Genomic DNA, 10,827 nt, shown 5'->3' with positions numbered 1-10,827 from the left:
TTGGCCCTGAGGGAACAAAAGAGACACAAAAAAGCAGTCCGGTCCACCGCGTGCGGTGGGCCGGACTGCTTTTTTGAGCGCCTGCTTCGAGGACCGCGGGCCCGCTAGGAGCCGAAGTACTCGTTCAGCCGCTCGGCCGCACTGGGAACAGGAAATCCGGTGGCTTTGATCTTGCTCAGGTCCAGGCCGCTGTTCAGCGGGCGGGGTGAGACGGACTTGCCCTTGAAGTACTCCTCGGTACTGACGCCGGTCACGGCGGCGCGCGGCTTGCCCGAGAGCTCGTAGACGTCCGCGGCGATGTCCGCCCAGGACTGCGGCTCGCCGTCGTTGCTCAGGTTGTAGACGCCGTACTCCGCGCCGGTCGCCAGCAGGTGGCGGATGGCGGCCGCGATGTCCTCCGTGAAGGTCAGGCGCCCGATCTGGTCGTCGACGACGGACGGTTCGATCCCGCGTTCCGCAAGCGAAGCCATGGTCCGGACGAAGTTGTTGCCCTCCCCGATCACCCAGCTGGTCCGCACGATGTAATGCCGGGGAACAACGCTGACGACGGCGTCGCCCGCCGCCTTGGTCTGGCCGTACACGCCGAGAGGCGCGACAGGTTCGGTTTCCGGATGCGTGCCGCGGGTTCCGTCGAAGACGTAGTCGGACGAGACGTGGACAAGCGTCAGGTCGTGCTCGACGGCGGTGCGGGCCAGCCGCGCCACGGCGGTGACGTTGACGGCCCAGGCCGCGGCCCGGCCTTCGGGCGACTCCGCCGCGTCCACGGCGGTGTAGGCCGCCGCATTGATGACCGTCGAGTAGTTCTTCCAGTTCCGCGCGGCGAAGGAATCCTCGCTGGCCAGGTCGAACCCGCTCCGGCCGGCGAACTCGACGGAAGCGTCGCCGTCGTACAGTTTCCGCAGCGCCTTGCCGAGCTGGCCGTCCGCGCCGACCACCAGGGTCTTCTTAGCCGGCATCGGGACAACGTCCGCCAGGCGGGGGTGCGCCTTGTCCTTGTCGGACAGCTCGGCCTGCTCCAGCGGGATCGGCCAGGCGATCGCCGCGGTCTCGTCGGCGAGGTTCAGGAAGGTGTACTGGCCCTGCGCGTCGGCGGACCAGTGGTCATTGACCAGATAGGTGTAGGCGGTGGTGTCCGCCAGCGTCTGGAACGCGTTGCCCACGCCCCGGGGAATGAAGATGGCCTGGCTGGGATCCAGCTCGGCGGTGAAGACTGCACCGAACGAGGGGCCCTCGCGCAGGTCCACCCAGGCGCCGAAAATCCGTCCGGTGGCGACCGAAATGAATTTGTCCCAGGGTTCGGCGTGGATTCCGCGGGTGGTCCCGGCCTTTTCGTTGAACGAGATGTTGTTCTGCACCGGGCGGAAATCCGGCAGGCCGAGCGCCACCATCTTTTCCCGCTGCCAGTTCTCCTTGAACCAGCCCCGGTTGTCGCCGTGGACGGGCAGGTCATAGAGGACGACGCCGGGAATGGGGGTTTCGTGCGCGGTGAGCTTTTTCGAGAACTCGATCGACATCGTCTACTGGCCCTGTTCCGTGTACTTGGCTTCCGTGGCGGCCTTCTGCGGGCGCCACCAGTCCTCGTTGTTCCGGTACCAGGCGATGGTGTCCTCGATGCCGGCGTCGAAGTTGGAGAACCGGGGCTCCCAGCCGAGCTCCTCGCGGAGCTTCGTGGAGTCGATCGCGTAGCGCATGTCGTGGCCCGGGCGGTCCACCACGTGGTCGTAGGCGTCCGGGGCCTGGCCCATGTGCTTGAGGATCAGTTCGACGACGTCCTTGTTGTTCTTCTCGCCGTCGGCGCCGATCAGGTAGGTCTCGCCGATCCGGCCCTTGTCGATGATCGCCAGGACGGCGGAGGAGTGGTCGTTGGCGTGGATCCAGTCGCGGACGTTCTCGCCCTTGCCGTAGAGCTTGGGCCGGATCCCGTCGATCACGTTGGTGATCTGGCGCGGGATGAACTTCTCCACGTGCTGGTAGGGCCCGTAGTTGTTCGAGCAGTTGCTGATCGTCGCCTGCAGGCCGAAGGAACGTACCCAGGCGCGGACCAGCAGGTCCGAGCCGGCCTTGGTGGAGGAATACGGACTGGACGGGTTGTACGGGGTGTCCTCGGTGAAGCGCTCCGGATCGTCCAGCTCGAGGTCGCCGTAGACCTCGTCGGTGGAGATGTGGTGGAAGCGCTTGTTGTGCTTCCGGGCAGCCTCGATGAGCGTGTACGTGCCGATGATGTTCGTGTCCAGGAACGGGCGCGGATCGTCCAGCGAGTTGTCGTTGTGGGATTCCGCGGCGTAGTGGACCACAACGTCCGCGTCGGCGACCAGTCGGTCCACGACGCCGGCGTCGCAGATGTCGCCCTCGACCAGCCGGAAGCGGTCCGCGGGAAGGCCGGTCAAGGACTCCACATTGCCGGCGTAGGTGAGCTTGTCCAGGACGGTGACCTGATGGTCCGTGTTCGCCAGGACGTAGTGGACAAAATTGGAACCGATGAAGCCGGCGCCGCCGGTGACGAGGAGTTTCTGCATCAAGCCAGCTTACCGGGCTGGCGAAAACCGTCCCATTCGCCGTCCGACACACCTCCTGCAACACCGGCCACACTGGTAACGCTGGAAGCAATTAGGTACTCTTTCCCCACATACGGGGGTGATCTTGACCTCTGTCCAGATCCGTCCGGAGTAATCGTGATGCTAACCACCTCCTCCAGATTGCGCGCCACGGCGGCTCTCTCCCTTCCTGTTGTCCTGGCGTTGGCCCTGGCTCATCCCGCCTACGCGGACACCAAACCCACCCCATCCCCCGCCGCTGCGGTCAGCACTCCTGACCCGGCGGCCACCAAGTCCGTGCCGGGCACGCCGGAGCCCGTTACGCCTGCCCGGACCCCGGCACCAACCGAAGCCGCTCCTGTTCCGGTTGCTTCAGCGGCGCCGGCCGCCCCCGCACCGGCTGCGGCGGCGGAGGCAGCAGCGGCTCAGGCCGCACCCGAGCAGGGCCAGGCGCGCATGGGCAGGGCAGGGCTCAACCCGGCTTCCGGCTCGGCGGCCCAGCCCGTTACCGAACAGCTGAACGCGGCGCAGGCCACCGAGCCCTGGGTCTCCGAACAGCCCTTCGCCACCCGGGGACGACCTCTGGGCCTGGACGTCAGCTCCTGGCAGGGCAGCGTGAACTGGCCCAGCGTCAAGGCCAACGGTGCCCGCTTCGCCTACATCAAGGCCACCGAAGGGACCGGCTACCGGAGCCCCCAGTTCGGAGCGCAATACTCCGGGGCGGCGTCCGTCGGACTGCTGCGCGGGGCGTACCATTTCGGCCGGCCGGATGGTGCCAGCGGGGCAGCCCAGGCCACCTACTTCGTCAACAACGGCGGCGGCTGGTCGGCCGACGGCATCACCATGCCGCCCGTCCTGGACATCGAGGACAACCCGTACGCGGGCCTCAACCGGTGCTACGGGAAGACGCCCGGACAGCTCGCAACCTGGGTCAGGGACTTCACCCGGACCGTCTACCGGATGACCAACAAACAGGCCATGATCTACACGAGCTACTACTTCTGGCGCGACTGCCTGGGCAACACCAGCGAATTCAGCCAGACGAACCCGCTCTGGCTCGCGTCCTACTACACCAGCTCACCCCTGGTACCCGGCGGCTGGCCAACGTACACGGCCTGGCAGTACGCGAATGACTACGCCAATGCCGCCCAGACGGTCAAGGCCACGTTCCCCGGCGACCAGAACGTCTTCAATGGCTCCATCGACCAGTTGCGGAAACTCGCCTCCACGCCGGACAACTATCCGATCGGCCTGATCCCGGGAGCCACGCTGCTCACCGGCAAGTGGGGCGGTGACGGCAGGTCCTACACCGGCTGGTTCAAGGACGGCTTCTGGTGCCTCCAGATGCCGCTGGCCCCCCGGCGCTGCTTCGGCTACGGCAACCCGGGCGACCAGCCCGTCGTCGGCGACTGGAACGGCGACGGCAGGGCCGGAATCGGCATCTTCCGGAACGGCATGTGGTGGCTGGTTGATGACCTCAACACCATGGCCATCAGCAAGGTCGTGGCCTTCGGCGTCGGCTCCGACAAACCGCTGGTCGGCGACTGGAACGGCGCGGGCCGCGACAGCATCGGCATCTGGCGGAACTCCAGCTTCCAGGTCAGCTACAACATCGACCGGCCGGTGGTCAACGCGTTTACCGGCTTCGGGATCCCCTCGGACACGCCGATCATCGGCGACTGGGACGGGAATGGACGGGCCAGCATCGGCGTCTGGCGCAATGGTGAGTGGTGGCTCAGCAACCGCATCACGTCCCCCGTCGTGTCGCACTTCATCGCCTTCGGCGTGGGCACCGACCGCCCCGTCACCGGCGACTGGAACGGCGACAAACTGACCACCGTCGGCATCGTGCGGGGGAACAGCTGGCAGCTGACCAACAGCCTGGCCAGGCGGACCGTGGATATTTCCTACTTCTGATCCGCCGGTGACCTGCCGGTCCCGCCCCCGGGGGAATTCAGGAGCCGGCCGCCGCGCGGAGCCTCCGGCGGGCCTCGGCCATGAGCCGCAGGAGGACCACGCGGGCGGACAGAATGACGCGGAGCGAGCGCCAGCCGCGCGGGGTGGCGTTGGTGTCATGCAGCCGCCGCAGCAGGGTTGACCGGTCCAGATGCGCGATCGACCCGGCGGAGTTGCCGAGGATGGCAAGCCACAGGTCGTGGGACTCGGTGAGATAGCCGGGCACCGGGGCGAAGCTGCCGAGGACTTCCCGGCGGAAGGCCATTCCGCAGCCGTAATAGGCGCGGTAGCCGACCAGGATGCCCCACAGATTGGCCCGGTGGCGGCCGCTGTCCGCTGCCCGGAGCCGCGGGATCCCGGGCCGTGCGCCGCCGCCGAGCACATCGAAGTTGCTCGCCACGACGGCGTGGGTTTCCAGCGCCGCCAGCATGGCCTCCAGCCGGCCCTCGACCCAGACATCGTCCTGGTCGGCCAGGAAGATCGCTCCGCCCCGGCTGGCCAGGACTGCCTGCTCGAAGGACCGCACGTAGCCCTGGTTGGCGCCGGCCCGGATCAGGCGGATCCTGGGGTCGGCCACGCGCCGGATCCGCGCCACCGTGTCATCGGTGGATGCGTCGTCCACGATCACGATCTCATCCTCGGGGCCCAGCTGCGCCAGGATCGATTCGAGCTGCTCCTCGACGTACTGCGAGCCGTTGTACGTTGCCATGCAGATGCTGGCCCGGAGCGGGCTTTCGGCCTGCTGGTTCTGATCTTTCATGGCCTCGGGTTTCTCGTTGTCGGCGGGTGCGCTCCGCCGCGGCGGGCGGCGGATCAGGTCATCTGCACCATCCTAGGTGACCCCCGTCGGGGCCCGGGAATCCCGTAGGATCGGGGGACGATGTTACTGAACCAAGGATTCCGGCGCGAATGAAAACCGTACTGCTTCGACTTTCCGGGTTCACGGTTTTGCCCCTGCTGTCCTTGATCACGCCCCTCCTGCTCCTCCCCGTGGTCTCAAACGTCGTCGGCGGGGCAGGGATCTCCAGCGTGATCTCGGGACAGGCAATCGGCACCTTCGCCGCCACGGTCCTGATGTGGGGCTGGAATGTGGACGGGCCCGTTGCCGTCGCCCGGGCGGCCGGCGCCGGGGAGCGGGCCGCCGTCTATCTGCGCAGCGTCCGGACCCGGCTGGTCCTGTTTGCCGTCACCCTGCCGGCCGCCGCCGCGGTAGCGGCACTGGTTGCCGTCCCCGGTTTCCGCTGGCAGGCCGTCGCGATGGCCTGGGCCGTCGCCATCGCCGGGATGTCACCCGCCTGGTTCTGCATCGGCCTGGGGCAGCCGAAGCTGCTCGCCCTCTACGACACCGTTCCCCGGTTTGTGGCCACCGCCCTCGCGGTCCCGCTGCTGTTGCTCAGCAACCAGCTTTGGTACTACACAGGTCTGATGGCGGCCACCGGCGTCGCGTCCCTCGTGATGTTCCACCGGGCCTTTTCCCCCGGCGGCAGCTGGCTGCCCCGGGACCTGCGCGGAACCTTCCGGGAGCTTGCGGCGCAGGGCCGGACCGCGGGCATCAGCCTTGCGGGCAACGCCTATGCGTCCACCCCCACGCCGATTGCCACGGCCACCACCGCGCCGGCAGCCTCCGGGAGCCTGGCGACGGCGGACACGCTCTACCGCTTCGGGCTGTTCACCGTCGTGGCCCTCGGCAACGCCTTCCAGGGATGGACGATCGAACGGGGCGTTTCCGGGCGCCGGCGCCGTCATCTCGCCGCCATCTGGGCCCATGCCGGGCTCGGCGTCCTCGGCGCGGCGATCCTGACCGCGGCCGGACCGTTCGTCAGCAGTTTCCTGTTCGCGGGCAAGGCGCAGGCAACCACCGAGCTGTGCTTCTACTACGGGCTCGCCTTTCTCTTCCTCAGCGCCAGCACCCCGTTCATCCGCAACCTGCTGATCCCGGCAGGCCAGCAGAAGCTGGTGCTGCGCTGGACCCTCATTTCCGCCGCCTTCGGCATCGCCGTCATGATCTGGGCAGGCGCCGCTGGCAACGCCCCCGGCATAGCCCTGGGCATGGCCCTCAGCGAGGCCATTCTCTTTGGAACCCTGCTGATCCCGGGGTCGAAGCTGCTCGTAAAAGAAAGCAGAGAATCCGTTGACGCTGAATGACCCCACCCCGACAGTCGTGGCCGTCGTCGCCGCCTACCGGCCGGACCCGTCCCTGGCCGGCACCGTCCGGTCCCTCCTCGAGCAGGTGTCCCACGTCGTCGTCGTCGACGACGGGTCCCCGGCCGGCTCCGAAGAGGTGCTGGCAGCATTGGCCGACGCCGGCGCAACCGTCGTCCGGCAGTCGGAGAACACCGGCATCGCCGCCGCCCTGAACGCCGGCGTCGCGGCCGCAAGGTCCCGGTGGAATCCCGATTTCTTCCTCACCCTGGACCAGGATTCCCAGCCGGCGGACGACTACGTCCGGCGCGGCCTGACCGGCTTCGCCCGGGCAACGTCGGCCGGAATCGCGGTCGGATTCGTCACCGCCGCCTCTTACAGCGGCCATCCCATCCCGGTGCTGCACAGGCACGGCGAGTTCGTGCATGCCTTCGATCCGATGCAGTCCGGCTTCCTGATCCCCCGCTCCACGGTGGAAAATGTCGGGCCGTTCGAAGAGGACCTGTTCATCGACGGCGTCGACTCGGAATTCACCATGCGCACGCGCACCGCGGGCCTCGCGGTCCTGGTCGGGGCGGGCTGCGACATGGTCCACGACCTGGGCCAGCGCCAGCCCGGACGGCTCTTCGGCCGGCCGCTGAAGATCCTGGGGCGCGACATCTCCTACAACTACCACTCCCCCAGCCGGGTCTATTACATCGCCCGGAACGGCACCCTGCTGACCCGGCGCTATCTGCTGAAGGACCCCCGCTGGGTGCTGCGGCGCCTGCTCGAGGAATGCAAAGCGCACCTCCTCCGGTTCGCGTTCAGCTCCGGACGGGCGGGCCTCCTCAAAGCCGCCGCTGCCGGATTCAGAGACGCCCTCCGCGGCACCACCGGGCGCATCCCTGCTGACCTGGAGCGGCGCCTGCGGTGACACCCGCGGTGAACGGCGCGACCCGGGACGGCGGCTGCCACCGGGGCACCCTTAGGCAATTGATATAGTTTGGACAATATGGAACCCCTACCCTCACCGCGCGTTCTGGTCATCATGCCTGCCTGGAATGAAGGCGACGTCGTCGGCAGCACGGTGCGGGAGGTCCTCGACACGAACGCCCGGTACGACGTGCTGGTCGTCAACGACGGTTCCACGGACTCGACGGCGGAGCAGGCCGCGGCCGCCGGTGCAACCGTACTGAACCTGCCCTTCAACCTCGGCGTCGGGGGTGCCATGCGGGCCGGATTCAAGTACGCCCGCCGCCTCGGCTACGTCCAGGTGATCCAGGTCGACTCCGACGGCCAGCACGATCCCCGGAATATCGACGAAGTACTTGCCGGCCTGCAGCACGCGGACATCTCCATCGGTGCCCGCTTCGCTGACCGCGGGGCATACAAGGTCACCGGGCCCCGCAAGTGGGCCATGCAGCTGCTCGCCAAAGTCATCTCCTCCCTTGCCAAAACCAGGCTGACGGATGTCACCAGCGGGTTCCGGGCCGCCAACGAGCGGGCCGTCGCCCAGTACCTCGACCACTATCCGGCCGAATACCTGGGGGACACCATCGACTCGCTCGTCGTGGCGATCCGCTCCGGCTGCACCGTCACCCAGGTTCCGGTGGAAATGCGCGCGCGCCAGGGCGGCAAGCCGAGCCACAACCCGCTCAAGGCCGCAATCTACCTTGGAAGGTCCGTGTTCGCGCTGCTCTTCGCCCTGACCAGAAAACCCACCCGGCTTACCGTCCCGGCAACCCAGCACACAGGAGCCTAGGGATGGGAAATTTCGCCGCCTTCCTGCTCGCGCTCGTCATCGTGGCCCTGGTCATCGAGATGCTCCGGCGCAAGAAGCTCCGGGAGAAGTACGCCGTGCTCTGGCTGGTTGTCGGCGTGGCCACCCTGGTCCTCGCCGCCTTTCCGCGGCTGCTGAACATCGTCGCCGAATACGTGGGCGTGCAGGTCCCCTCCAACCTGCTCTTCGCCCTGAGCATCCTGATGCTGCTCGGCGTCTGCCTGCACCTGTCCTGGGAGATCTCGGTCGTTGAGGACGAAACCCGGACCCTCGCGGAGGAAGTGGCCATTCTCCGGACCCAGCTCGAAGCCCTGGAGCGCCGCGCCAGCGTGTCCTCCCTGAGCGCGGCCGGCCCGGAACCCCGTTCCGGATGCCCCGCCCCTGCACCGACCACCGACCGTCCCACTGAAAGCTCGGATTCCTAGATGCCCCTCGATATTTTCATCCCCTACTGGGGCGACCCCGGTTACATGAAGGAAACCGTCGAAAGTGTCCTGTCCCAGGAGAACGGGGACTGGCTGCTGACCGTCGTCGACGACGCCTACCCCGGCCTGGAAATTTCCGAGTACCTTGCCGGAATCCAGGACGAACGCGTCACGTACATCCGCAAGGACGTCAACGCCGGCATCACGGAGAACTACCGCACCTGCGTGTCCATGGCCAGCCAGGAAGTCCTGGTGATCCTCGGCTGCGACGATGTCCTCCTGCCGAACTACGTCGACGTGATCCTGGCCGCCCACAAGCGGTTCCCGGACGCTGCCATCATCCAGCCCGGCGTGCAGGTCATTGACGAGAAGAGCCAGGTCGTGGCCACCCTGGCGGACTCCGTCAAGCAAAAGATCATCCGGCCCCGCGGGGGCGGCCATCAACTCATCTCGGGCGAGGCGATCGCGACGAACCTCATGCACGGGGACTGGCTGTACTGGCCTTCGCTCGCCTTCCGGACCGACAAGATCCGCGAAGTCGATTTCCGCGACGGTTTCCCGATCATCCAGGATCTCGCCCTCATCATGGACATGATCTACAAGGGCGACCAGCTGCTGGTTGAACCGGCCGTCTGCTTCCAGTACCGCCGGCACTCCAACAGTGCATCCTCCACAAAGCTGATCGACGGTTCACGGTTCGCCGGCGAACGCGAGTACTTCGCTGTCGCGGCCGCCCAGGCCGAGGACCTCGGCTGGCACCGGGCCGCCCGCTCCGCGAGGCTGAGGCTCACCTCCCGCGCCCATGCCGCCTCCCTGCTGCCCCAGGCGCTCCTGGCCCGCAATTCCACAGCCGTCAGCGCCCTCGTGCGCCACTCCTTCGGCAAGTAACCTCCCCCGCTACGAAAGGTCCGCTGTGACTGCTCCCGAAACCCCTGCCCGCCCCGGCGGGACCGTACTGGTCACCGGCGGCGCCGGCTTCATCGGCTGCGCCATTTCCGCGTCGCTCGCGGACGCCTTCGACCGCGTCGTGGTGGTGGACAGCCTGCACCCGCAGATCCACGCGACCGGTGAACGGCCCGCCGAACTCGATACCCGGGCCGAACTCATCGTGGCCGACGTGGCCGAAGCCGTGACCTGGGACCACGTGCTCGCCCAGCACTCCCCCGACGTCGTCATCCACCTGGCCGCCGAGACCGGAACGGGCCAGTCGCTGGAGGAATCGACGCGGCATACGCACGTCAACGTCGTCGGCACCTCCCAGCTGCTCGATGGCCTCAACCGCCACGGCAAGCTGCCGCGCCGGATCGTGCTCTCCTCCAGCCGCGCCGTTTACGGCGAGGGCGCGTGGAGGGACTCCAGCGGCAAACCGTTCTACCCGGGCCAGCGCACCAGTGCCACCCTGGACCAGGCGCAGTGGGACTTCCCCGGCGCGACCCCCCTGGCCATGAAAGCCTCCGAGACCTTTCCCGCGCCGGTCAGCGTCTACGGTGCCACGAAGCTGGCCCAGGAACACGTCCTGCAGGCGTGGGCGAAGTCCTACGGCGTCGAAACCGTGATTCTGCGGCTGCAGAACGTCTACGGTCCCGGCCAGTCCCTGATCAACCCGTACACCGGCATCATGAGCCTGTTCTGCCGGATGGCCATGGGCGGCAAGTCCATCCCGCTCTACGAGGATGGCGAGGTCCGCCGCGACTTCATCCTGATCGACGACGTCGCCGCCGCGATCGTCGCCGGCGCGGTCTCCCCCACCGTCCAGGGCGAGCCGATGGACATCGGCTCCGGTGAGTACCAGACCATCGGCACGGCCGCGCAGCTGATCGCGGCGCACTACCACGCGCCGGAGCCGCACGTGACCGGACAGTACCGCCAGGGCGACGTCCGCCACGCCTGGGCCGACATCACGGCAGCCAAGGAAGTCCTCGGCTGGACCCCGCAGTACAACCTTGCCCAGGGCATCGACCGCCTCGCGAACTGGATCGACGCCCAGCCCGGCGTCGAGCCTGCCTGA

10 protein-coding genes are annotated in these 10,827 nt (G+C 67.6%); 7 read left to right on the top strand and 3 right to left on the bottom strand.

Features of this window, described 5'->3' with window-relative positions:
• Positions 1-104: 104 nt before the first annotated feature.
• On the bottom strand, positions 105-1,514 hold the full coding sequence (locus QFZ69_RS05485) for a bifunctional dTDP-4-dehydrorhamnose 3,5-epimerase family protein/NAD(P)-dependent oxidoreductase (protein WP_306916185.1): 1,410 nt from the start codon (positions 1,512-1,514) through the stop codon (positions 105-107).
• A gap of 3 nt (positions 1,515-1,517) precedes the next feature.
• Entirely contained in the window at positions 1,518-2,516 is a 999-nt protein-coding gene (rfbB, locus tag QFZ69_RS05480; RefSeq protein ID WP_306916184.1) for a dTDP-glucose 4,6-dehydratase, read from the bottom strand.
• 159 nt (positions 2,517-2,675) lie between these two features.
• Between rfbB and QFZ69_RS05475 the strand changes: the two genes are divergently transcribed.
• Complete coding sequence (locus tag QFZ69_RS05475) at positions 2,676-4,451, top strand: GH25 family lysozyme (RefSeq protein ID WP_306919604.1); 1,776 nt, start codon at positions 2,676-2,678, stop codon at positions 4,449-4,451.
• Between the two features lie 37 nt (positions 4,452-4,488).
• Here the strand turns inward: QFZ69_RS05475 and QFZ69_RS05470 are convergent, their stop codons facing one another.
• A complete protein-coding gene (locus tag QFZ69_RS05470; RefSeq protein ID WP_306916182.1) occupies positions 4,489-5,250 on the bottom strand; it encodes a glycosyltransferase in 762 nt (253 codons plus the stop codon).
• 149 nt (positions 5,251-5,399) lie between these two features.
• Between QFZ69_RS05470 and QFZ69_RS05465 the strand changes: the two genes are divergently transcribed.
• The 6 genes from QFZ69_RS05465 to QFZ69_RS05440 all read left to right on the top strand — a co-directional run bounded on the left by QFZ69_RS05465 (position 5,400) and on the right by QFZ69_RS05440 (position 10,827).
• Positions 5,400-6,635: a polysaccharide biosynthesis protein gene (locus tag QFZ69_RS05465; protein WP_306916180.1), complete on the top strand. Its 1,236-nt coding sequence runs from the start codon at positions 5,400-5,402 to the stop codon at positions 6,633-6,635.
• A complete protein-coding gene (locus tag QFZ69_RS05460; RefSeq protein WP_306916178.1) occupies positions 6,622-7,548 on the top strand; it encodes a glycosyltransferase in 927 nt (308 codons plus the stop codon). Before QFZ69_RS05465 ends, QFZ69_RS05460 begins: the two co-directional genes overlap by 14 nt.
• Positions 7,549-7,626: 78 nt before the next feature.
• Positions 7,627-8,376, top strand: coding sequence for a glycosyltransferase family 2 protein (locus tag QFZ69_RS05455; RefSeq protein WP_306916176.1), 750 nt, complete (start codon positions 7,627-7,629; stop codon positions 8,374-8,376).
• 2 nt (positions 8,377-8,378) lie between these two features.
• Complete coding sequence (locus QFZ69_RS05450; protein ID WP_306916174.1) at positions 8,379-8,819, top strand: DUF2304 domain-containing protein; 441 nt, start codon at positions 8,379-8,381, stop codon at positions 8,817-8,819.
• Positions 8,820-9,707 carry a glycosyltransferase family 2 protein gene (locus tag QFZ69_RS05445; RefSeq protein ID WP_306916172.1) on the top strand — a complete coding sequence of 296 codons (888 nt, stop codon included), beginning with the start codon at positions 8,820-8,822 and terminating at the stop codon, positions 9,705-9,707.
• Positions 9,708-9,732: 25 nt separating this feature from the next.
• Positions 9,733-10,827, top strand: coding sequence for an NAD(P)-dependent oxidoreductase (locus tag QFZ69_RS05440; protein WP_306916169.1), 1,095 nt, complete (start codon positions 9,733-9,735; stop codon positions 10,825-10,827).

The sequence above is a fragment of the Arthrobacter sp. V1I7 genome, assembly GCF_030817015.1.
GTDB lineage: Bacteria > Actinomycetota > Actinomycetes > Actinomycetales > Micrococcaceae > Arthrobacter.
This window is presented reverse-complemented; position numbering and strand designations above follow the sequence as displayed.

What these genes read in the sequence shown, in the direction of transcription:
- QFZ69_RS05485 (WP_306916185.1), bottom strand. Translation starts at nt 1,514, where the DNA reads ATGTCGATCGAGTTCTCGAAAAAGCTCACCGCGCACGAAACCCCCATT.
- rfbB (WP_306916184.1), bottom strand. Translation starts at nt 2,516, where the DNA reads ATGCAGAAACTCCTCGTCACCGGCGGCGCCGGCTTCATCGGTTCCAAT.
- QFZ69_RS05475 (WP_306919604.1), top strand. Translation starts at nt 2,676, where the DNA reads ATGCTAACCACCTCCTCCAGATTGCGCGCCACGGCGGCTCTCTCCCTT.
- QFZ69_RS05470 (WP_306916182.1), bottom strand. Translation starts at nt 5,250, where the DNA reads ATGAAAGATCAGAACCAGCAGGCCGAAAGCCCGCTCCGGGCCAGCATC.
- QFZ69_RS05465 (WP_306916180.1), top strand. Translation starts at nt 5,400, where the DNA reads ATGAAAACCGTACTGCTTCGACTTTCCGGGTTCACGGTTTTGCCCCTG.
- QFZ69_RS05455 (WP_306916176.1), top strand. Translation starts at nt 7,627, where the DNA reads ATGGAACCCCTACCCTCACCGCGCGTTCTGGTCATCATGCCTGCCTGG.
- QFZ69_RS05450 (WP_306916174.1), top strand. Translation starts at nt 8,379, where the DNA reads ATGGGAAATTTCGCCGCCTTCCTGCTCGCGCTCGTCATCGTGGCCCTG.
- QFZ69_RS05445 (WP_306916172.1), top strand. Translation starts at nt 8,820, where the DNA reads ATGCCCCTCGATATTTTCATCCCCTACTGGGGCGACCCCGGTTACATG.